This window comes from Brevundimonas lutea (assembly GCF_003704105.1).
GTDB lineage: Bacteria > Pseudomonadota > Alphaproteobacteria > Caulobacterales > Caulobacteraceae > Brevundimonas > Brevundimonas lutea.
The window spans coordinates 1-19,695 of the sequence record NZ_QUOQ01000007.1; the positions used below are offsets into that span (position 1 = coordinate 1).

Consider the following 19,695-nt stretch of genomic DNA (forward strand, 5'->3'; position numbering starts at 1 on the left):
TCATCCCCATCACCATCGCCGCGCTCGAGCAGCTGAGCATCGAATCGCTCACCGTTCCGGCCGTGGCCGTGCTGACCATGGTGCTGGCGGCCATTCCCCGCGTCATCGTCGCCGCCATCCTGCTGGCTATCGGCTGGTTCATCGGCCGCTGGGTCGCGCAGCTGATCGAACGTGTCCTGCCCGCCACCGGGTTCGACCGGTCGATCCAGAGCCTGGCGAACCTGTCGTCGGCCCGCTCCACCACCGAGCCGCCGCCCTCGACCCAGCCCTATGCGGGTGACGTCACCCCGGCGACCGCCGCGGCCATGGGTGGCTCGGGCGTTCCGGCGCGGACAACCCCATCCAGGGTTGTCGGCTGGCTGGTGATGGCGGCCATCGTCGCCTTCTTCGTGGTCGAGGCCGCGCACGTCCTTCAGTTCGCCACCATCGCCGAGATGGTCGAGACCGTGCTGGGCCTGGCGGTTCAGGTGATCGTCGGGGGCGTGATCATCGCCGCCGGGGTGATCATCGGCGACCTCCTGGCCAACGCCATCGATCGGGGAACGGGTGGCGCCGATCGCTTCGCGTCCACCATCGTGCGCTGGGCGACCATCGCTCTCGCCACGGCCATGGGCCTCAGCTTCATGGGCATCGCCGACGAGATCGTGCTGATCGCCTTCGCCCTGATCCTGGGCGCGGCGGCGGTGGCCACGGCTCTGGCCTTCGGTCTCGGCGGTCGCGACGCCGCCGGTCGGGTGGCCCAGACCTGGGCCGACAAGGTGACCCGCAAGTCCGGCGACGGACCGCGTCCGCCCATGGACAAGGTCTGACAGAACCCATCGACGGTAACGTCTGGAAGGGGCGGTCCATGCGGGCCGCCCCTTTTCGCATCACCAGGCCGGGAGTGTCGGCGCGGCCGCCGTAGCCTGCGCCCGGTCGAACTCGCCCTGGGCCTGGGCGGTGGAGCGGCGATAGATCAGGGCCTCGGCGATGTGGCGGCGCAGCACGCCGGTCGAGCCCTCCAGATCGGCGATGGTGCGGGCCAACCTGAGCGTCCGCGTCCAGCCGCGCGCCGTGAGCGCGCCCGCCTCCCCCGCCCGCATCATCAGCGCCTTGCCCGCCTCGTCCGGCGCCGCGAAGCGATCGAGTGTTGAGCCCGACGCGCGGGCGTTGACCCCCTGGAGCGGATCGATCCCGGCCTCGCGCACCCGCTCGGTCTGCATCTCGCGGGCCGTGGCGACGCGGGCGGCGACCTCGGCCGTGCCCTCGGCGGGTGGCGGCAGGGCCATGTCGGCGGCGGTCACGGGCGGGGTCTCCACCGTCAGGTCGATGCGGTCGAACAGGGGGCCGGAGATGCGGTTCTGATAGTCCCTCTGGCAGCGCGGAGCCTTGCCGCAGGCGCCCTTGCCCGCCCCGCCCAGGCCGCAGCGGCAGGGGTTCATGGCGGCGACCAGCTGAAATCGCGCTGGATAGCGCACATGGGCGTTGGCCCGGGCCACCACGATCTCGCCGGTTTCCAGCGGCTGGCGCAACGAATCCAGCGCCTGGGCCGAATATTCCGGCAGTTCGTCCAGAAACAGCACGCCGTTGTGGGCCAGGGACGCCTCGCCCGGCTTGGCGCGCATGCCGCCGCCGGTCAGCGCCGCCATCGAGGCGGAATGATGCGGGCTGCGGAACGGCCGCTCGCGGGTCAGGGCGCCGCGCTCGATCAGCCCCGCCACCGACCAGACCATGGAGGTCTCCAGCAGTTCCTCGGCCGTCAGCGGCGGCAACAGGCCGGGCAGCCTCTGCGCCATCATCGACTTTCCCGAGCCCGGCGGGCCGATGAACAGGATGTTGTGGCCCCCGGCGGCGGCGATCTCCAGCGCCCGCTTTGCGCCCTCCTGCCCCTTCACCTCGTTGAGGTCGGCGTCGCGCCGGGGCGTGGCGACGGGACCGGGCTCGGGCGCGCTCAACACCTGGGTCCCCCGGAAATGGTTGATCAGCCCGATCAGGGAGCGCGGCGCGAGGATGCGCGCGCCGCCCGACCAGGCCGCTTCCGGACCATTGGCCTCGGGACAGATCAGGCCCAGCCCCAGGGCGTCGGCCGCCACCGCCGCCGGCAGGGCGCCGCCGACCGGCGCGATCGACCCGTCCAGCCCCAGCTCGCCGATCGCGGCCCAGCCGGCCGTCACGTCCGGCGGGATCACCCCCATCGAGGCCAGCAAGGCCAGGGCGATGGGCAGGTCGAAATGGCTGCCCTCCTTGGGCAGGTCGGCGGGGGCCAGATTGGCGATCACCTTCTTGGGCGGCAGGGCCAGACCGATGCCGGCGAAGGCGCCCCTGACGCGCTCGCGGCTCTCGGCCACCGCCTTGTCGGGCAGGCCGACGATGGCGAAGGCGCCGGCCGGCAGGGCGACCAGCTGGACCTCGACGTCCACCCGCCGCGCCTCGACTCCGTCGAAGGCCACCGTCACCACCCGCGCGACCATGCCGATCTCCCGTTCCCGAATGAGAACAAATCACGAACCATCCATGCGCGCAACCCTTCGTCGAACGGTGATCCGAAGAGCCCGGTTTTCCTCGCAATTCAGCCCGGAATTCCTATATGATCGGCCTCACGGCGCGGTCAGATTCGCGCCCGTCCCCCGGCGCCCGGCCGCGCCTGTTGAACCCGAGCCCTGATGACTGACGAAACCCTGCCCCAGCCGGAATACGGCGCCGATTCCATCAAGGTTCTGAAAGGCCTGGACGCCGTCCGCAAACGTCCCGGCATGTACATCGGCGACACCGACGACGGCTCGGGCCTGCACCACATGGTCTACGAGGTGGTGGACAACGCCATCGACGAGGCCCTGGCCGGCCACGCCGATCTGGTCGAGGTGATCCTGAACCCCAATGGCTCGGTGACGGTCACCGACAACGGGCGCGGCATCCCGGTCGATATCCACGAAGGGGAAGGCGTCTCGGCGGCCGAGGTCATCATGACCCAGCTGCATGCGGGCGGGAAATTCGATCAGAATTCCTACAAGGTCTCCGGCGGGCTGCACGGCGTGGGCGTGTCGGTGGTCAACGCCCTGTCGGACTATCTGGAACTGAAGATCTTCCGGAACGGCAAGGCGCACCAGATGCGCTTCGAGCGCGGCGATACGGTCAAGTCTCTGGAGATCACCGGCGACGCCCCGATCCGCCAGGACACCGGCAAGCCCCTGACCGGCACCCAGGTCACCTTCTTCCCGTCGGTCACCACCTTCGCCCACATCGATTTCGACCTGAAGACGCTGGAGCACCGGCTGCGCGAGCTGGCCTTCCTCAACTCCGGCGTCACCATCCGCCTGGCCGACCTGCGCGGCGCCGAGCCGTTCGAGGAGATCCTGCACTACGAGGGCGGGGTCGAGGCCTTCGTGCGCCACCTGGACAAGTCCAAGACGCCGATCCTGAAGGACGTCATCGTCATCCGCGGCAAAAAGGAGGGGATCGAGATCGATCTCGCCCTGTGGTGGAACGAGAGCTACCACGAGACCATGCTGTGCTTCACCAACAACATCCCCCAGCGGGATGGGGGCACGCACCTGTCGGCCTTCCGCGCCAGTCTGACCCGGGTCATGGGCGCCTATATCGAGAGCTCCGGCATCGCCAAGAAGGAGAAGGTCTCGGTCACCGGCGAGGACGCGCGCGAGGGCCTGACCTGCGTGCTGTCGGTCAAGGTGCCGGACCCGAAGTTCTCCTCTCAGACCAAGGACAAGCTGGTCTCTTCCGAGGTCCGCCCGGCGGTCGAGGGGCTGTGCTCGGAAGGGCTGTCGACCTGGTTCGAAGAGCATCCGGTCGAGGCCAAACAAGTCGTCTCCAAGATCGTCGAGGCCGCCACCGCCCGCGAGGCGGCGCGCAAGGCCCGGGACCTGACCCGGCGCAAGTCGGCGCTGGAAATCTCCAGCCTGCCCGGCAAGCTGGCCGACTGTCAGGAGCGCGATCCGGCCAAGTCCGAACTGTTCATCGTCGAGGGCGACTCCGCCGGCGGCTCGGCGAAACAGGCGCGCAACCGCGAAAACCAGGCCGTCCTGCCCCTGCGCGGCAAGATCCTCAACGTCGAGCGCGCCCGGTTCGACCGCATGCTGTCCAGTGAGCTGATCGGCACCCTGATCCTGGCGCTGGGCACCGGCATCGGTCGCGACGACTTCGATATCGCCAAGCTGCGCTATCACAAGATCATCATCATGACGGACGCCGACGTCGACGGCGCCCACATCCGCACCCTGCTGCTGACCTTCTTCTACCGGCAGATGCCGGAGCTGATCGAGAAGGGGCACATCTTCATCGCCCAGCCGCCGCTCTACAAGGCCGCCAAGGGCAAGCAGAGCCGCTACCTCAAGGACGATCCCGAGATGGACGCCTTCCTGATCGAGGAGGGCACGGACGGCTCCGAACTGGACCTGGCGACCGGCGAGCGGTTGACGGGCCTGGACCTCCAGGCCCTGGTCAAGGAGGCGCGGTCGTTCAAGGCCCTGACCGACCGCCTGTCGACCCGCGCGCCCGCCTTCGCCATCGAACAGTCGGCCCTGGCCGGCCTGTTCGCCGAGGACGGCGGCGATCCGGCCAAGGCGGCCGACCACCTGAACCTCTATGCCGAGGAAGGCGACGGCCCGTGGGCCGGAGAGCCCGGCGAACAGGGCGCGGTGGTGTTCGGCCGCACCCGCCGCGCCGTGGCCGAGCGCATCGTGCTGGAAGAGGCCCTGGTCCGGTCGCTGGACGCCCGGCGCCTGGGCGAACGCGCCGCCACCTTCAACGGCACGTTCGACAAGCCGGCCGTGTTCCGCCGCAAGGACAAGTCGACCACCATCCGCGGCCCGCTCGACCTCATGGCGGCGGTGCTGGAGGCCGGCCGCAAGGGTCTGTCGATCCAGCGCTACAAGGGTCTGGGCGAGATGAACCCGGAACAGCTGTGGGAGACCACGCTCGACGCCGAGGCGCGCACCCTGCTCAAGGTCCGCATCGACCACGCCGATGACGCCGACGACCTGTTTTCCAAACTGATGGGCGACGTGGTCGAGCCGCGCCGCGAATTCATCCAGGAAAACGCCCTGGACGCCGCCGTCGACGTCTGATCCGACGGAATGTGCTAGGAGGGACGATGACCGACACTCCCAAGACCCCTCCCCCGTCGTCCGCCAGCGCCAATCTCAAGGCGGCGCTGGCCCGAAAGGCCGCGGGCGGATCGGCCCATGCATCGATCGACGGCGGCCGCGACGGCGAGCGTCAGGCTGCCGCCGCCTCGGCCGCCCGGTCAAAGCCGGCCGCCAAACGCCTGTCCAAGCGGGGCTGACCGCGTCGTTGACGATGGCCGTCGCTAACGCTTGGCCATGAACCCCGCGAGGGTCGGATAGCCCTCTTCCGTATCCGCCTCGCCGCACGCCAGTTGCTTGGCGGCGGGGGCGATGCCCCCGGCCGGCACATCTTCCCAGGCGGCCTCGGGATCGTCGAACGGCGCATCCTCGGCGCCGTCGGCCAGAATGTCGACCGAGCGAACGATCCGGTATTCGGCCGCGGCGCAGCGGACTTCATAGGTGTCGAGCATATAGCTCTGGTCGCCGGCGTCCTCGGCCTCCAGAGGCACCGCCGCGACATTGACGCGGGTCACCCCGCCGGCCTCTGTCTTGCCTCCGATGTTGACGAAATAGGCGCGCGTGGCGCTGGACGCGATCCGTCGCCAGTTGTCGGCGGCCGGCGCGGGCGTCTCCGGTGCGATCACGATGGCCTGGCCGGCATCCTGGAACGCGGCCAGCAGTAGCAAGGCGGTAAGCGTCATCCCTTCCTCCCCAGCAATGGTGACGACCCCAGTCTTCCCCCATGACGCGCCGATGACAAGTCGTCGCATCACACCGATCCGCCCTGAACCGGTCACACCCGTCGCGCGTCTGGGATGAATGCGCCCGACCTCCGCCCTTCTCGCCGCCGCCGTTCTCGTTCTCGCACCCCTCGGCTGTGACACTGCGCCCGCCGCGGGCGCTCAGGCCCGGAGCGTGGCCACCACCGGTCTCGACGCCGCCCTGGTCGCCACGGCGGTCGAGGAGGCCGCCGCCCTGCCCCGCCTCAACAGCCTGATCGTGGCGCGCGACGGAGAGGTGCTGGTCGAGCGGGTGTTCCGGGGGCCCGATCTCGACACCCCCGTTAACATCAAGTCGGCCTCCAAGTCGGTGCTGGCCGCCGTCGCCGGCGCCGCGATCGGCCAGGGCCTGCTGCCGGGGGTCGAGGCGCCGATCTCGACCTGGCTGGCCGATGACTTTCCCGTCGCCCCGGACCCGCGCCTGAACACGCTCACGGTCGAGAACCTCCTGACCATGCAGGCGGGACTGGGCTCGACTTCGGGCCGCAACTACGGGGCCTGGGTGTCAGGGCGCGACTGGGTCGGCTTCGCCCTGGCCCAGCCGTTCGAGGCCGAGCCGGGCGGCCGCATGGTCTATTCGACCGGAACTTCGCACATCCTGTCGGCGCTGCTGACCGAGGCGACGGACCGCTCGACCCTGGCCCTGACCCGCGACCTGCTGGGCGAACCGCTGGGCATCGACATCCCCGAGTGGCCGGCGGATCCCCAGGGCGTCTATTTCGGCGGCAACGACATGCTGATGGCGCCGCGCGACCTGCTGACCTTCGGCGAGCTCTATCGCAACGACGGCGTTCATGAGGGCCGACGTGTCCTGCCCGAGGGCTGGGTCGAGACCTCCTGGCGCGGGCGCGGAACCTCGCGCTGGAGCGGCAACCCTTACGGCTACGGCTGGTGGATCAAACAGGTCGGGGAGCGCGAGGTCTATTTCGCCTGGGGCTATGGCGGCCAAATGGTCTTCGTCGTGCCCGACCTGGCCCTGACCGTGGTGATGACCTCCGACCCCTCGCCGGTCACACAGCGTGACGACCACGTCGACCGCCTGCACGCCCTGCTCGACCAGCGGCTGATCCCGGCGGCGGAACGGGGCGGCTGAACGACCCTGCGCCCTCGACCGTAGGGTCATCACAACGACCACGACGGGACACGACGGCCACGACGACTCAGCGATAGCCACACGGACCCTTGCCCTCGTCGATACCGTGCTGGAAAGGCGGCGAACGCCGCCATCTCGGCGCGCCAGATCGGGAAGCTCCGACCCGTCCCTCACGACAGATCCCGCTGTGTGCTTTGTGACCCCTCTGTGATCGCTGTGATGAACCTCCCCATCACCCGCCACCAACTCAGGCCGGCCGTCGCGCCCGCATGGCCTGGATGATGGTGCCGTCGTCCAGCCAGTCGAGGTCGCCGCCCACCGGCACGCCGCGCGCCAGGGAGGTGATCTGCGCGCCAGACGGCCCAAGACGCTCGGCGATATAGTGGGCCGTGGTCTGGCCATCGACCGTGGCCGGCAGGGCCAGCACCACCTCGCGCACCGCGCCGCCCTGACAGCGTCCGACCAGCTCGGCCACCCTCAGGGCGTCCGGCCCGACGCCGTCCAGCGCCGACAGCAGTCCGCCCAGGACATGATACTTGCCGCGAAAGGCGCCCGACCGCTCCATCGCCCACAGGGCGCCGGCCTCCTCGACCACGCAGACCAGACCGTTGTCGCGCGCCCCGTCCGAACAGATGGAGCAGGGGTCGCGGGTGTCGGGCGCACCGCAGATCGAGCAGGACCGCACCTTGGCCGCCGTCTCCGCCAGCGACGCCGCCAGCGGCTCCAGCAACTGCTCGCGCCGTTTCAGCAGGGCCAGCGCCGCGCGCCGGGCCGAACGCGGTCCCATGCCCGGCAGCTTGGCCAACAGGCCGATCAGGCGCTCAATCTCGGGTCCGGCGGAGGCGGCCACGGGCGGTCGGTCCTCAGAACAGCTTGGGCATGCCCGGGATGTTCATGCCGGCCAGCGGCCCCGCCGCCTCCTGCATCAGCCGGTTGTTGACCTCGTCCAGCTTGCGTTTGGCGTCGGCGTGGGCGGCGACGATCAGGTCGGCCAGGATCTCGCCCTCGCCCGGGACCATCAGGCTGTCGTCGATGACCACGCGGGTGATCTCGCCCGGACCCTTCAGGCTCATGGTCACCAGCCCGCCGCCCGAGGAGCCCTCGGCGCTCGATTCGGCCATCCGCGCCTGGGCGTCCTGCAGCTTCTGCTGCATCGCCTGGGCCTGTTGCATCAATTGGTTCAGGTCTTTCATAGCCGGATAGATAGGGAGCTTTGCGTCCGCCTCCTAGTCATCGCGACGCTCACTACTGCGCCAGCATGCCGCCGTCGATTTTCAGCTCGGTCCCGGTGATGAACCGGCTTTCGTCAGAGGCCAGATAGACCACGGCCCAGGCCACGTCGTCGGGCTCGCCGATGCGTTTCAGGGGGATGCCGCGCGCCAGCCGCTCGTGCGCCTTGGCCTCGTCGCCGCCGGCGAAGGCGACGAACGGGTCGAGGATCGGCGTCTTGATGAACACCGGATGGATCGAGTTGGCGCGAATGTCCCATCCAGCCTTGGCGCACTCCAGGGCGACGGTCTTGGTGTACATCCACACGGCGGCCTTGGTAGCGTTGTAGGCGCCCATGCCGGGCGCCGCCGCCAGTCCCGCCACAGACGAGATGTTGATGATCGAAGCCGGCTGGGCCTCGCGCAGGTGCGGCAGGGCGTGCTTGCAGCCCAGCATCACCGATTCCTGGTTGATCGCCTGCATGCGGCGCCACGCATCGACCGTGTCCTGCTCGGCCCAGACCAGATCGCCGCCGATCCCGGCGTTGTTGACCAGCACCGACAGTCCGTCCAGGTCGCGCGCCGCGTCGGCGACGACCCGGACCCAGTCGGCCTCGGACGTCACGTCGTGGGCATAGCCAAAAGCCTGTTCCGGGTGGTCCGCGTTGATCTCCCGGGCCAGAGCGGCGACCGCCCCGCCGTCGAGGTCCGTCAGGGCCAGGCTCGCGCCCTCCTCGGCCAGCCGCTGCGCCATCGATCGGCCCAGTCCGCCGGCGGCGCCGGTGATCAGCACCCGCTTGCCGGCGACCCGGCCCGGGCGGGTGATCACGCCTTGCCCCCGGCGGCCTCGGCCGCGGCGTCGATGAAGCGTGCGAGCTCGAGGTCCTTGTCGGTCACCCCGCCGGCGTCATGGGTGGTCAGCAGGATTTCGACCTTGTCATAGACATTGGACCACTCGGGATGGTGATCGCGCTTGTCGGCCTCGATGGCCACGCGGGTCATGAAGCCGAAAGCGGTGTTGAAATCGGCGAATCTCAGTGTGCGGACGATCGCCGGTCGGTCGCCCTTCGCCACGCCCCAGCCGGTCAGCTGCTTCGCGGTTTCTGCGGGGTCCAGGCGGTCGGTCATGGCGGCGTCTCCGTTCGCCTTTGGCGTAACGCGCGGCTCCGGCGGCGGCAAGGCGGCGCGAGGGCGGAACGGCAAAGCCAGACCGGCGTTCTCAAGCGTCACCGTTAACGAAGCCCGGCCATGGACAATCTCTGGATCGCCTCGCTGCCCCCTGAAGACCAGAAGCGGCTCAAGCCGCATCTGAACGAGCGGCCGATCGAGCCCGGCGAGATCCTGTATGACGCCGGTGACGCCGTGGACGAGGTGTGGTTTCCCCACGACGGAGCCATCAGCCTGATGACCATCCTCGACGAGGACAGGATGGTCGAGACCGCCGCCATCGGTCGCGAAGGTCTGGTCGGCGTCACCTGCGGTCCCCTGAACGCCCGCGCCGCCAGTCGCGCCATCGCCCAGATTCAGGGCGTCGCCTCCTGCTGCCCGGCCGATGTCTTCGCCGACGCCCTTGCCCGAAGCGAAGCCATGCGTCACGCCCTGGCCACCTTCACCGAAGGCCTGATGGCCCAGGTGCAGCAGACGGCCGCCTGCAACGCCCAGCACCCCCTGGACGAACGCCTGGCCCGTTGGCTGCTGACCATATCGGACCGGGTTGAGACCCACCGCGTGGTCCTGACACAGTCCGACATCGCCCAGATGCTGGGCGTGCGCCGCGCCACGGTGTCGGAAGTCGGCTCCGAGCTGGTCGATCGCGGCCTGATCCGGCGCGGGCGCGGCTGGATCGAGATCGTCGATCGGCCGCGGCTCGAGCAGTCGGCCTGCGGTTGCTACCGGATGATGCGGGGCGTGCTGGCCGATCTGGGCGTGCCGCAGGTGCGCCGCCGCTGAACGCCTCAGGTGACGACCGGGCCGCGACCCGCTAGACCGCCGCCATGACCGCCCAACCCGACACCTCCTCCTTCGGCTATCGCGACGTCGACGCGCGCGAGAAGGTGCGGCTGGTGCGCGGCGTGTTCGACAGCGTGGCCTCCAACTACGACCTGATGAACGACCTGATGTCCGGCGGTGTCCACCGGCTGTGGAAGGACGCGGCAGCGGCGCGGCTGAACCCTCAGCCGGGCGAGACCATCCTGGATGTCGCGGGCGGCACCGGCGACATGGCGCGGCGCTATGCGAAGATGGCGCGGCGGGCGCAACAGCGACGCGGCGGCGCGGACGCCCAGGTCATCGTGCTGGACTACAACGCCGAGATGATCCTGGCCGGGGTCGAGAAGGGCGGCGAGCCCGAGATGGTCTGGAGTGTCGGCGACGCCCAGAGCCTGCCCCTGCCCGACGCCTCGGTCGACGCCTATTCGATCAGCTTCGGCATCCGCAACGTGGCCCACATCCCGACCGCCCTGGCCGAGGCGCGGCGGGTGCTGAAGCCCGGAGGCCGGTTCCTGTGCCTGGAGTTCTCGCGCCCCCCGGCGGCGGCGATCCGCCGCGCCTATGACGCCTGGTCCTTCCACGCCATTCCGAGGATCGGCGGCTGGGTCGCCGGCGACCGCGACAGCTATCAGTATCTGGTCGAGAGCATCCGACGCTTTCCGGACCAGGCCGCCTTCAAGGCCATGATCGAACAGGCCGGCTTCTCGCGCGTCAGCTTCACCAACCTCTCCGGCGGGGTCGCCGCCATCCATCACGGGTGGGCGATCTGAACCGCCTGCCGCCGCCCGCGCCGCCGAACCAGAAGGTGCGCGCCCCGCTGACGGCCTTCTTCCGGCTGGTCGGCTGGCTGTGGGTGCTGGCCCGCCACGACGCCCTGATCCCGCGAGAGCTCAATCCCTATCTGCCCGGCTGGGCGCGAATGCTGGCGGCGATCGCCCGCCTGCCCAGCGGCCGCAAAGGCCGCGACGGGCGCCCGGGCCAGCGCGTCGGCCGGGCCTTCGAGCATCTCGGCCCTGTGGCCATCAAGCTGGGCCAGGTCATGGCCACCCGCGCCGACATCTTCGGCACGACCTTCGCCGAGGACCTGGGCCGGCTCAAGGACAAGCTCCCGCCCTTCCCCCTGGATCAAGCCCGGGCCGAGATCGAACGCTCTCTGGGCCGACCGGTCGAGAGCCTGTTCACCGATCTGGCCGAGCCGGTGGCCGCCGCCTCCCTGGCCCAGGCGCATCCGGCATACCTGGCCGACGGGACCAAGGTGGCGGTCAAGGTGCTGCGCCCGGGCGTCGAGCGCCGCGTGGCGCGCGGCCTCGATTCCATGCGGCTGGGCGCCGTCTGGGTCGAGCGGATGGTCCCCGTCGCGCGCCGTCTGGAGCCTCGCGCCTTTGTCGAGACCATCGCCCGCGCCCTGCTGATCGAGCTGGACATGCGGCTGGAGGCGGCGGCGGCCTCCGAACTGGCTGACATCATGGCCAAGGACGGCCACATGAGCGCCCCCAGGGTGATCTGGGACGGCGTCGGCCGCCGCGTCCTGACCCTGGAATGGGCCGCCGGCCTGCCCATGACGGACCCGGCCTGCGCGACCCAGGAGGGGCTGGACCGCAACGCCCTGGCCGACAACATCGTGCGCGCCTTCCTGATTCAGGCGCTGGACCACGGTGCCTTCCACGCCGATCTGCACGAGGGAAATCTGTTCGCCCGCGCCCCGGCCGAGGTCACCGCCATCGACTTCGGCATCGTCGGGCGGCTGGGCCCGGCCGAGCGGCGCTATCTGGCGGAGATCCTGTGGGGTTTCCTCAGCCGCGACTACGACCGCATCGCCCGGGTGCATTTCGAGGCCGGCTATGTGCCGCCCAACCACTCCGTCGAGGCCTTCGCCCAGGCCCTGCGCGCGGTGGGCGAACCGGTGATCGGCAAACAGGCCAGCCAGGTGTCGATGGGCCGGCTGCTGGGCCAGCTGTTCGAGATCACCGACCTGTTCGACATGCGTCTCAGGCCCGAGCTGATCCTGCTGCAGAAGACCATGGTGTCGGTCGAGGGCGTGGCCCGCCGGCTGAACCCCGACCACGATCTGTGGGCCGCCGCCCGGCCGGTGGTCGAACGCTGGATCGGCCGCGAACTGGGTCCCGCCGCCCAGGCCCGCGATTTCCTGGAGGAGGCGCGCGCCACCCTCAAGGCCCTGGCCCGCTGGGCCCAGGAACCACACGCCTCGCAGACGGTGGTGGTCGAACGGCCCCGCCTGCCCGTCTGGGCGACGGTCGTGATCGCCGCCGCGCTGGTCATTTCGGCGACGGCCCTTATTCTGACCCTGGTCTGACCGACGCTGCCTGAAACCGAACGCGGAGCCCGACCATGAACCTTCTGCCTCTGAGCCTGATCGCGCCCGCGGCCGCCGTGCTGGCGCTGGTCGACATGTCGTCGGCGCGGGCCCAGGACGTTCCCGTCCAGACCGCGCCGCAAGCGGTGGAGGAAACCGACATGACCGCCGCCGAACCGACGCCTCAGGTGCGCCGCTCAGCCGAGGTTCTGAACGAGACCATCCGCCAGATGCAGGCGGGCACGCCGCCGTTCGACCGCATGGCGCCCCAACTGGCCGAGGCCGTCCGCGCCCAGCAGGCCAATATCGGCCCGGCCCTCGTCGCCTATGGCGAAATCCAGGACATCGAATATCGCGGCCCCATGCAGGGCGCCGAGCATTTCCGGGTGATCTTCGCCAACGCCCAGACCGACTGGTTCATCGCCCTGGACGACCAGGAGATCATCCAGGGCCTGGTGTTCCGCCCGGCCGCCTGACGCTTCAGGATTACTGGCCGTCCGGGATCCGCGAGCCCTGCATGCGGCGGACCGCGCTCTGGGCTTCCCAGGTCGAATGCATGTTGCTGATATTGCGGCGTGGACGGGGTTCGTTGGTGCAAACCCGGCGCTGCATCGACGAGCCGATGGTGCGCTCATAGCGGCACACGCGGCGGGGCTGCTCCTCGACCTGTTCCGCCGGCTCGGGCTGGGCCTCGGGCGCGCGGCCGCCGGCGGTGTCGTCATTCTGCGGCGCCTGGATCAGGGTCAGGGCGGCGATCAGTTCCAGGATCATGGCGGGTCTCCGGTTGCGGACCGAAGAGTGCGCGCGAACAGCGTGTCTGGCAACCGCCGATCGCTCGCTCAATCCGTGGGCGACACGCGGCCGCGCCCGCTCTTGATCGTGGCGCGCCCGGCCTTGGCCTTCAGGCGGCGCTCCTTCGAGGCCCGCGTCGGACGCGTCGCCACCCGTCTGACCGGCGCGACCGAGGCGCGGTCGATCAGGTCCTGGAGCCGTTCGAGGGCGTCGGCGCGGTTCCGCTCCTGGGTGCGAAAGCGCTGGGCGGTGATCTGCAAGACGCCCTCCTGGGTCAGGCGCGATCCCGCCAGCTTCATCAGCCGCTCGCGCACCGCATCCTTGAGCGACGGCGACCCGGCCACATCGAACCGCAACTGAAGCGCGGTCGAGACCTTGTTGACGTTCTGGCCGCCCGGTCCCCCGGCCCGAAAGAAGCGGTAGTCCAGCTCGCCCCGTTCCTCGAGGGTCTCCACCTTCACGGCGCGGCCCTCATCGCCCGGACCACGGCGGCGTCCAGGGCCTGGAGGAATTTCGACCGGTCGGCGGCCGAGAACGGCGGCGGCCCCGAGGTCGCCACGCCGATGGAGCGCAGATGCTCGCCCACCATCCGCCCGGCCAGCGCCGAGCCGATCGAATCGGGGGTGAACAGCTGGCCATTGGGCTTGATCGCCTGGGCCCCCGACTTCAGGCAACGGTCGGCCAGGGGAATGTCCGAGGTGATGACGACATCGCCCACGCCCGCCCGCTCGGCGATCCAGTCGTCGGCGATGTCCGGCCCGGCGTCGACCACCACCTGTTCGATCAAAGGCTCTCGCGGCGTGTTGATCCAGGCATTGGACACCACGAAGACCTTCAGCCCACAGCGCCGCGCCACGCGATAGACCTCCTCCTTCACCGGACAGGCGTCGGCGTCGATGTAGAGGGTGGTCATGGAAGCTGGCTCACGCAGTCAGAGCTCGGGCTTGTCATCTCGCCATTTGATCGTGAAGGCGTACAGCCAACTCACCGTGAGCACGAAGGTGAGTGCATACATGACGTAGAATCCAAACGACTCAAGCGGTGTCACGAACCTTGACGTCGCTCCCCAAAAGTACACATCGATTGTCTGGCTTGGTGTCGGTCGTGTTGGTGCGCTCTGATAGGCGAATGTCGCCCAGAACCCGATGATGAACAAAGGTACGGGTAGAGTGGCTAGCAGCCACTTCACAACCCGGATCGTGCTTTCCTCAGTCACGTTTGCTCAAACCTTAGTGCTTCCGCGCCCACTCCGTCAGGTCTTTTCTCGCCACCTTTCCATCCGCTAGGCGACGGGAAGGAGAGGTGTCACAGCCCCGGGTCATAGGCCCCGGCGTCGCGCATGCGGGTTTCCTGGGCGGCGCGGGTGCGGCCGCGCATCTCGTCGGCCATCTCGCAGACCCTGGTCGAGGCGGTGCTCTTGTGCACGCCCGGGATCAGCGCATGCAGAAACGCCGCGCCGGCGCAGCCCAGCATGCGAAAGCCATAGCGGGACGACGCCGCCATATGCTCGAAATAGCTCTCCTCGACCTCGCGCGGGTGGTCGCGGAACAGCCGGTCGAAGGATCGTTTCACGCGCCCGCCCTGGACTGCGACCCGCCTGGCTCTGGCGTCGGGCCTACCGAAGACGCGCATTTTACCCTAAAGCCGGGGCCACACATCAAGCCCCCGTCGTCATTCCTGCGTGATCGGCGCGCGAGGCTGAGGAAACGTTCAGGAATCCAGACCCATGGCCGACGGCTCGACCACTCCCGCCAAGACCTTCCGCTGGGACGATCCGCTGGATCTGGACGGGCGGCTGACCGACGACGAGCGGATGATTCAGGAGGCGGCCCGCGCCTATGCGCGAGACAAGCTGCTGCCCCGCGTCGTCTCCGCCTTCGAGGACCAGCGGTTCGATCGCGAGATCATGACCGAGCTGGGAGAGATGGGCTTCCTCGGCGCCACCCTGCCCGAGCAGTACGGCGGCGCGGGCGCCAGCCATGTCGCCTATGGCCTGATCGCCCGCGAGATCGAGGCGGTCGACAGCGGCTATCGCTCGGCCATGAGCGTGCAGTCGTCCCTGGCCATGTATCCGATCTACGCCTTCGGCTCCGAGGAGCAGAAACTTCGCTTTCTTCCCAGGATGGCCACCGGCGAGCTGATCGGCTGTTTCGGCCTGACCGAGGCCGATGGCGGCTCCGACCCCGCCTCGATGAAGACCAAGGCCGAGAAAGTGGGCGGCGGCTATCGCCTGAACGGCGCGAAGTACTGGATCACCAACTCGCCGATCTCGGACCTCGCCATCGTCTGGGCCAAGCTGGACGACGCGATCCGGGGCTTCATCGTCGAGCGCGGCATGGACGGCTTCACCACCGACAAGATCGACGGCAAGCTCAGCTTGCGCGCCTCCATCACCGGCGACATCGGCCTGAACGACGTCCTGGTGCCCGAAGAGAACCTGCTGCCGAACGTGAAGGGCCTGCGCGGGCCGTTCAGCTGCCTGAACAAGGCGCGCTACGGCATTTCCTGGGGCGCCATGGGCGCCGCCGAATTCTGCTTCCACGCCACGCGCGACTATGTCGGCGAGCGCATGCTGTTCGGCCGTCCGCTGTCCGCGCGCCAGCTGGTGCAGAAGAAGCTGGCCGACATGCAGACCGAGATCTTCCTGGGCTTCGAAGGCGCCCTGGCCCTGGGCCGCAGGCTCGACAACGGCGACTGGTGTCCCGAGGCCATCTCGATGATGAAGCGCAACAACTGCGGCAAGGCCCTGGCCATCGCTCGCGAGGCCCGCGACATGCATGGCGGCGCCGGCATCACCGGCGAGATGCACGTCATGCGCCACGCCATGAACCTGGAAACCGTCAACACCTACGAAGGCGCCCACGACGTCCACGCCCTGATCCTGGGCCGGGCGATCACCGGACAGGCGGCTTTCTAGGAAGAGTGGTCGCTAACGCTCGGCTCGCGGAGCCTCGCTGCCTGAGCGACAGGCTTGGTCGCTAACGCTCGGCTCGCGGAGCCTCGCTGCCTGAGCGACAGGCTTGGTCGCTAACGCTCGGCTCGCGGAGCCTCGCTGCCTGAGCGACAGGCTTGGTCGCTAACGCTCGGCTCGCGGAGCCTCGCTGCCTGAGCGACAGGCTTGGTCGCTAACGCTCGGCTCGCGGAGCCTCGCTGCCTGAGCGACGAAACCAACCCGCCTCCCCGGCGTAGGCCGGGGTCCAGATTGTAGGACGCCGGCCCCAACGCGTGAGGGGCCGCATAGCCAAATGGCCATCGCCGGCGTTCGAACCTGGGCCCCGGCCTTCGCCGGGGACGGTGGGAATTGGCTCAGGCATCGAGACTTGATTCTCCCGCCCGCCCACGCGATATCCCCTCCCGGAGATCGGCGCGGGCGAAGGCTTCGCCAATCTGGTCAGGGCCGGAAGGCAGCAGCCACAACGAAATCCCCTTCGGGTCGCGTTCGGTCTCCACTTCCTCACCATTTCTGGCGCTATCGCCGCGAACGCGGTTCGCGGCTGCTTGAGCGCGGATTTCTGGCGCTATCGCTCGCGACGCGGTCGCTCGCGGCTTGAGCGGAACATCCGCGCACGCCGGCCGCTTGTTCGTCCGACCCCAACGGAGCGGATCTCATGAGCATTCTCGGCAAAATTCTCGGCGGCATTTTTGGGCGCAAGAAGCCCGAGGCCGCGCCCCGGCCGGCTCCGTCCGCCACCGCTCCCCAGCCCGCGCCGGCCCCCACCCCCTCGCCCAGCGCCTCGCCGCCGCCGAATCCCGGGCAGCCGGGCGCGGCGGGCCTCGGCACATCGCCCCAGCCCCAGGACGTGGACGTCGCGGCCATGCTGGACGCCATGAACGACGAGGCCGGTCAACGGCTGAACTGGCGCACCTCCATCGTCGATCTGATGAAGCTGGTCGGCATGGAGAGCTCCCTGGCCGAACGCCGTGAGCTGGCCGACGAGCTGGGCTATGACGGCGACAAGGGCGACACCGCCGCCATGAACATGTGGCTGCATCGTCAGGTGCTGACGCGGATTCGCGAAAACGGTGGACAGCTGCCGGCCGATCTCGCCGACTGAGGCGCGTGAAGGGGTGCGGACCGCGCCCGATCCGCGCTAAGGATCGGGTCGATGAGCGACACCGACCCGCACCCCGACACCCCGCCGTGGGATGACGACGCGCCCGAGAACGAGGCGCCGGTTCGCGACGAGAACACCGACGACATGTTCGGCGCCCCGGCTGCGGCGGCGCCCTCGGTCGATGCCGAAACCATCGATGAGCCTGTCGCCGCACCGACCTCGCCTGTTCAGGAGCCCGCCGCCCACGCCGACGACGGCGCCGCCTATACCGTCCTGGCGCGCAAGTACCGGCCGCGCACCTTCGAGGACCTGATCGGCCAGGAGGCCATGGTCCGGACCCTGACCAACGCCTTTTCCTCGGGCCGCATCGCCCACGCCTTCATGCTGACCGGCGTCCGCGGGGTGGGCAAGACGACGACGGCGCGTCTGCTGGCCCGGGCCCTGAACAACCAGACCGACACCATCGACCGGCCCAGCCTGGCCCTGACCGCCACCGGACGGCACGACGCCGCCATCATGGCCGGCCAGCACATGGACGTGATGGAGATGGACGCCGCCAGCCACACCGGCGTCGGCGACATCCGCGAGCTGATCGAGAGCGTCCGCTATGCGCCGGTCGAGGCCCGCTACAAGGTCTATGTGCTGGACGAGGTGCACATGCTCTCGACCGCCGCCTTCAACGCCCTGCTGAAGACGCTGGAGGAGCCGCCGCCCCACGCCAAGTTCATCTTCGCCACCACCGAGATCCGCAAGGTGCCGGTGACGATCCTGAGCCGCTGCCAGCGCTTCGATCTGCGCCGGGTCGAGCCGGAAATCCTGGTCGGCCATCTGGAGCGGATCGCCGAGCGCGAGGGCATGAAGGTCGAGGACGAGGCCCTGGCCCTGATCGCCCGCGCCGCCGAGGGCTCGGTGCGCGATGGCCTCAGCCTGCTGGATCAGGCCCTGGTCCAGGGCGAGCGCGGCGCGGTGGTCAAGGCCGAGGTGGTGCGCGACATGCTGGGCCTGGCCGACCGCAGCCAGACCATCGCCCTGTTCGAGACGATCATGGCGGGCAAGACGCCCCAGGCGCTGGAGGCCTTCCGCACCCTCTACGGCTACGGCGCCGATCCGGTTCAGGTGGTGGGCGACCTGCTCGAACACTGCCACGCCGCCTCGGTGGCCAAGATGCTGGGGCCGCAGGCGACGCGCCTGCCCAACGATCAGGCCCAGACCCTGGCGGGTCTCGGCGCGGCCCTGTCGGCGGGCACGCTGTCGCGCGCCTGGTCGATGCTGCTCAAGGCCCACGAGGAAGTGCGGCGCGCGCCCAACCCGGCCGACGCGGTCGAGATGGCCATCGTCCGCCTGGCCTACGCCGCCGACCTGCCGGGCCCGGAGGAGGCGCTGAAGGCGCTCAGGGATGGCGAGACGCCCGGCGGCGCCGGTCCGGCCGCGCCCCGAGGCGGCGGCGGCGGCGGTGGCGGTGGAGCCAGCGCCCAGCTGGCCCCGCGCCCGGCCGCTCAGCCCGCCCTGCCCGACCCCCAGACCTTCGAACAGACCGTCGCCCTGATCGGCGAGAAGCGCGAGATCACCCTGCAGCTGGACGTCCAGCGCTACGTCAAGCCGGTGTCCTTCAAGCCGGGCGCCATCGTCTATGAGAGCGGTCCCGGCGCCCCGGCCGACCTGGCCCGCCGCCTGGCCTCGCGGCTCAAGGAGTGGACCGGCCGCACCTGGCTGATCGCCGCCAACGGCCAGGGCGGCGGCGAGACCCTGATCGAACAGGAAAAGGCCGCCCGCCAGGCCGAGCGCGACGCCGTCGTCGCCGACCCCTTCGTCCAGGCCGTCATGGCCGCCTTCCCCGGCGCCGAGATCGGCGAAATCCGCTCGGTCGCCCCCGCGGTTGAGCTGCCTCCCATCCCCGACGAGGATTCCGACCCGGACGCCTGAGCGTCACCTGGGTCTTATTGGGCCCTACCGCGCTTCGCGCTGTTTGGGGGCGATCAGACCGCCATCACCGTGCCCAGCAGCACCCGCGCCCCCGCCCGCCCCAGCACCTGGTCGCAGGCGGCCTGAAGCTGTCGCCCCAGCCGGTCGACATCCGGCACGCCGCCGGGCAGCAGGCCTCGGCCCAGTTCCGACACCACCAGATTGAACGCCGCCCTCAGGCGCGGGACGGATTGCGCCGCGCGCCCGGCCAGGGCGGGATCGGGCGTGTGCAGCGCCGCCTCGACGGTCAGCACCCCGCGTCGCCCCCCGGGCCTGACGATGGTCGCGGTCAGGGTCTGGATCGGCAGATAGGCCTCTGCGGCCGGAGCGCCTTTCGACGGCGCCCCCGCCCGCGCGCTCGTCGCCGCCGTCGCGGCCATGGCCGCCAGTCCGATCAGGGCGCGTCTGTCCATCCGCCGAGCATGACGCCGCCCGCTTAAGGC

General features: G+C 69.7%; 22 protein-coding genes and 1 other RNA gene. 12 read left to right on the forward strand and 11 right to left on the reverse strand.

Features of this window, described 5'->3' with window-relative positions:
* A partial coding sequence (locus EES48_RS12465; protein WP_162998151.1) for a mechanosensitive ion channel occupies positions 1 to 809 on the forward strand: 809 nt, incomplete at its 5' end.
* Between the two features lie 60 nt (positions 810 to 869).
* On the opposite strand, the gene EES48_RS12470 is transcribed toward EES48_RS12465, so the two are convergent.
* A complete protein-coding gene (locus tag EES48_RS12470; protein ID WP_122467643.1) occupies positions 870 to 2,450 on the reverse strand; it encodes a YifB family Mg chelatase-like AAA ATPase in 1,581 nt (526 codons plus the stop codon).
* Between the two features lie 192 nt (positions 2,451 to 2,642).
* Between EES48_RS12470 and gyrB the strand changes: the two genes are divergently transcribed.
* Entirely contained in the window at positions 2,643 to 5,060 is a 2,418-nt protein-coding gene (gyrB, locus tag EES48_RS12475; protein ID WP_122467646.1) for a DNA topoisomerase (ATP-hydrolyzing) subunit B, read from the forward strand.
* Between the two features lie 26 nt (positions 5,061 to 5,086).
* A complete protein-coding gene (locus EES48_RS12480) occupies positions 5,087 to 5,278 on the forward strand; it encodes a hypothetical protein (RefSeq protein ID WP_122467649.1) in 192 nt (63 codons plus the stop codon).
* A gap of 24 nt (positions 5,279 to 5,302) precedes the next feature.
* On the opposite strand, the gene EES48_RS12485 is transcribed toward EES48_RS12480, so the two are convergent.
* Entirely contained in the window at positions 5,303 to 5,761 is a 459-nt protein-coding gene (locus tag EES48_RS12485) for a hypothetical protein (protein WP_122467652.1), read from the reverse strand.
* A 214-nt stretch (positions 5,762 to 5,975) separates the two neighbouring features.
* Between EES48_RS12485 and EES48_RS12490 the strand changes: the two genes are divergently transcribed.
* Positions 5,976 to 6,932, forward strand: a complete 957-nt coding sequence (locus tag EES48_RS12490) for a serine hydrolase domain-containing protein (RefSeq protein WP_240623355.1) — start codon at positions 5,976 to 5,978, stop codon at positions 6,930 to 6,932.
* 247 nt (positions 6,933 to 7,179) lie between these two features.
* Here EES48_RS12490 and recR read toward each other — a convergent pair whose 3' ends face one another.
* Genes recR through EES48_RS12510 form a run of 4 tightly spaced genes read right to left on the reverse strand, consistent with a single transcriptional unit; the run spans position 7,180 to position 9,268 of the window.
* Positions 7,180 to 7,782 (reverse strand): recombination mediator RecR, encoded by a 603-nt coding sequence (gene recR, locus EES48_RS12495; protein WP_122467675.1) that lies wholly within the window; start codon positions 7,780 to 7,782, stop codon positions 7,180 to 7,182.
* Positions 7,783 to 7,795: 13 nt separating this feature from the next.
* Positions 7,796 to 8,125, reverse strand: coding sequence for a YbaB/EbfC family nucleoid-associated protein (locus EES48_RS12500; RefSeq protein ID WP_122467678.1), 330 nt, complete (start codon positions 8,123 to 8,125; stop codon positions 7,796 to 7,798).
* 52 nt (positions 8,126 to 8,177) lie between these two features.
* A complete protein-coding gene (locus EES48_RS12505; protein ID WP_420807952.1) occupies positions 8,178 to 8,969 on the reverse strand; it encodes an SDR family oxidoreductase in 792 nt (263 codons plus the stop codon).
* Positions 8,966 to 9,268 (reverse strand): 4a-hydroxytetrahydrobiopterin dehydratase, encoded by a 303-nt coding sequence (locus EES48_RS12510; RefSeq protein ID WP_122467680.1) that lies wholly within the window; start codon positions 9,266 to 9,268, stop codon positions 8,966 to 8,968. Before EES48_RS12510 ends, EES48_RS12505 begins: the two co-directional genes overlap by 4 nt.
* Positions 9,269 to 9,388: 120 nt before the next feature.
* Between EES48_RS12510 and EES48_RS12515 the strand changes: the two genes are divergently transcribed.
* Genes EES48_RS12515 through EES48_RS12530 form a run of 4 tightly spaced genes read left to right on the forward strand, consistent with a single transcriptional unit; the run spans position 9,389 to position 12,919 of the window.
* Entirely contained in the window at positions 9,389 to 10,090 is a 702-nt protein-coding gene (locus EES48_RS12515) for a Crp/Fnr family transcriptional regulator (protein ID WP_122467683.1), read from the forward strand.
* A 44-nt stretch (positions 10,091 to 10,134) separates the two neighbouring features.
* Positions 10,135 to 10,899 carry a class I SAM-dependent methyltransferase gene (locus EES48_RS12520; protein WP_122467686.1) on the forward strand — a complete coding sequence of 255 codons (765 nt, stop codon included), beginning with the start codon at positions 10,135 to 10,137 and terminating at the stop codon, positions 10,897 to 10,899.
* Positions 10,887 to 12,443 carry a 2-polyprenylphenol 6-hydroxylase gene (gene ubiB, locus EES48_RS12525; RefSeq protein WP_122467689.1) on the forward strand — a complete coding sequence of 519 codons (1,557 nt, stop codon included), beginning with the start codon at positions 10,887 to 10,889 and terminating at the stop codon, positions 12,441 to 12,443. Before EES48_RS12520 ends, ubiB begins: the two co-directional genes overlap by 13 nt.
* Before the next feature lie 35 nt (positions 12,444 to 12,478).
* Positions 12,479 to 12,919: a hypothetical protein gene (locus tag EES48_RS12530; RefSeq protein WP_122467692.1), complete on the forward strand. Its 441-nt coding sequence runs from the start codon at positions 12,479 to 12,481 to the stop codon at positions 12,917 to 12,919.
* 10 nt (positions 12,920 to 12,929) lie between these two features.
* On the opposite strand, the gene EES48_RS12535 is transcribed toward EES48_RS12530, so the two are convergent.
* From EES48_RS12535 to EES48_RS12550, 4 genes are all read right to left on the reverse strand, one after another.
* Positions 12,930 to 13,214 (reverse strand): hypothetical protein, encoded by a 285-nt coding sequence (locus tag EES48_RS12535; RefSeq protein ID WP_122467695.1) that lies wholly within the window; start codon positions 13,212 to 13,214, stop codon positions 12,930 to 12,932.
* Positions 13,215 to 13,282: 68 nt separating this feature from the next.
* Positions 13,283 to 13,696, reverse strand: a complete 414-nt coding sequence (gene arfB / locus EES48_RS12540; protein WP_374275091.1) for an alternative ribosome rescue aminoacyl-tRNA hydrolase ArfB — start codon at positions 13,694 to 13,696, stop codon at positions 13,283 to 13,285.
* Positions 13,693 to 14,148, reverse strand: coding sequence for a YaiI/YqxD family protein (locus EES48_RS12545; RefSeq protein WP_122467698.1), 456 nt, complete (start codon positions 14,146 to 14,148; stop codon positions 13,693 to 13,695). Before EES48_RS12545 ends, arfB begins: the two co-directional genes overlap by 4 nt.
* A 392-nt stretch (positions 14,149 to 14,540) precedes the next feature.
* Positions 14,541 to 14,807 carry a DUF6356 family protein gene (locus EES48_RS12550; protein WP_122467701.1) on the reverse strand — a complete coding sequence of 89 codons (267 nt, stop codon included), beginning with the start codon at positions 14,805 to 14,807 and terminating at the stop codon, positions 14,541 to 14,543.
* A gap of 154 nt (positions 14,808 to 14,961) precedes the next feature.
* On the opposite strand from EES48_RS12550, the gene EES48_RS12555 reads away from it, so the two are divergent.
* The 4 genes from EES48_RS12555 to EES48_RS12570 all read left to right on the forward strand — a co-directional run bounded on the left by EES48_RS12555 (position 14,962) and on the right by EES48_RS12570 (position 19,213).
* Positions 14,962 to 16,152 carry an acyl-CoA dehydrogenase gene (locus EES48_RS12555; protein ID WP_122467704.1) on the forward strand — a complete coding sequence of 397 codons (1,191 nt, stop codon included), beginning with the start codon at positions 14,962 to 14,964 and terminating at the stop codon, positions 16,150 to 16,152.
* Between the two features lie 438 nt (positions 16,153 to 16,590).
* Positions 16,591 to 16,687: signal recognition particle sRNA small type (ffs, locus tag EES48_RS12560), an RNA gene on the forward strand.
* Positions 16,688 to 16,843: 156 nt separating this feature from the next.
* On the forward strand, positions 16,844 to 17,290 hold the full coding sequence (locus EES48_RS12565) for a DUF3597 domain-containing protein (protein ID WP_122467707.1): 447 nt from the start codon (positions 16,844 to 16,846) through the stop codon (positions 17,288 to 17,290).
* 51 nt (positions 17,291 to 17,341) lie between these two features.
* On the forward strand, positions 17,342 to 19,213 hold the full coding sequence (locus EES48_RS12570; RefSeq protein ID WP_122467710.1) for a DNA polymerase III subunit gamma/tau: 1,872 nt from the start codon (positions 17,342 to 17,344) through the stop codon (positions 19,211 to 19,213).
* A 53-nt stretch (positions 19,214 to 19,266) separates the two neighbouring features.
* On the opposite strand, the gene EES48_RS12575 is transcribed toward EES48_RS12570, so the two are convergent.
* On the reverse strand, positions 19,267 to 19,665 hold the full coding sequence (locus EES48_RS12575) for a Tat pathway signal protein (RefSeq protein ID WP_122467713.1): 399 nt from the start codon (positions 19,663 to 19,665) through the stop codon (positions 19,267 to 19,269).
* Positions 19,666 to 19,695: the final 30 nt, after the last annotated feature.

Excerpts from the sequence above, each read along its gene's own strand:
- EES48_RS12555 (WP_122467704.1), top strand. The coding sequence starts at position 14,962 with ATGGCCGACGGCTCGACCACTCCCGCCAAGACCTTCCGCTGGGACGAT.
- EES48_RS12570 (WP_122467710.1), top strand. The coding sequence starts at position 17,342 with ATGAGCGACACCGACCCGCACCCCGACACCCCGCCGTGGGATGACGAC.
- EES48_RS12565 (WP_122467707.1), top strand. The coding sequence starts at position 16,844 with ATGAGCATTCTCGGCAAAATTCTCGGCGGCATTTTTGGGCGCAAGAAG.
- EES48_RS12500 (WP_122467678.1), bottom strand. The coding sequence starts at position 8,125 with ATGAAAGACCTGAACCAATTGATGCAACAGGCCCAGGCGATGCAGCAG.
- EES48_RS12530 (WP_122467692.1), top strand. The coding sequence starts at position 12,479 with ATGAACCTTCTGCCTCTGAGCCTGATCGCGCCCGCGGCCGCCGTGCTG.
- EES48_RS12545 (WP_122467698.1), bottom strand. The coding sequence starts at position 14,148 with ATGACCACCCTCTACATCGACGCCGACGCCTGTCCGGTGAAGGAGGAG.
- EES48_RS12510 (WP_122467680.1), bottom strand. The coding sequence starts at position 9,268 with ATGACCGACCGCCTGGACCCCGCAGAAACCGCGAAGCAGCTGACCGGC.
- EES48_RS12470 (WP_122467643.1), bottom strand. The coding sequence starts at position 2,450 with ATGGTCGCGCGGGTGGTGACGGTGGCCTTCGACGGAGTCGAGGCGCGG.
- gyrB (WP_122467646.1), top strand. The coding sequence starts at position 2,643 with ATGACTGACGAAACCCTGCCCCAGCCGGAATACGGCGCCGATTCCATC.
- EES48_RS12485 (WP_122467652.1), bottom strand. The coding sequence starts at position 5,761 with ATGACGCTTACCGCCTTGCTACTGCTGGCCGCGTTCCAGGATGCCGGC.
- EES48_RS12520 (WP_122467686.1), top strand. The coding sequence starts at position 10,135 with ATGACCGCCCAACCCGACACCTCCTCCTTCGGCTATCGCGACGTCGAC.
- EES48_RS12480 (WP_122467649.1), top strand. The coding sequence starts at position 5,087 with ATGACCGACACTCCCAAGACCCCTCCCCCGTCGTCCGCCAGCGCCAAT.
- EES48_RS12535 (WP_122467695.1), bottom strand. The coding sequence starts at position 13,214 with ATGATCCTGGAACTGATCGCCGCCCTGACCCTGATCCAGGCGCCGCAG.
- EES48_RS12575 (WP_122467713.1), bottom strand. The coding sequence starts at position 19,665 with ATGGACAGACGCGCCCTGATCGGACTGGCGGCCATGGCCGCGACGGCG.
- EES48_RS12515 (WP_122467683.1), top strand. The coding sequence starts at position 9,389 with ATGGACAATCTCTGGATCGCCTCGCTGCCCCCTGAAGACCAGAAGCGG.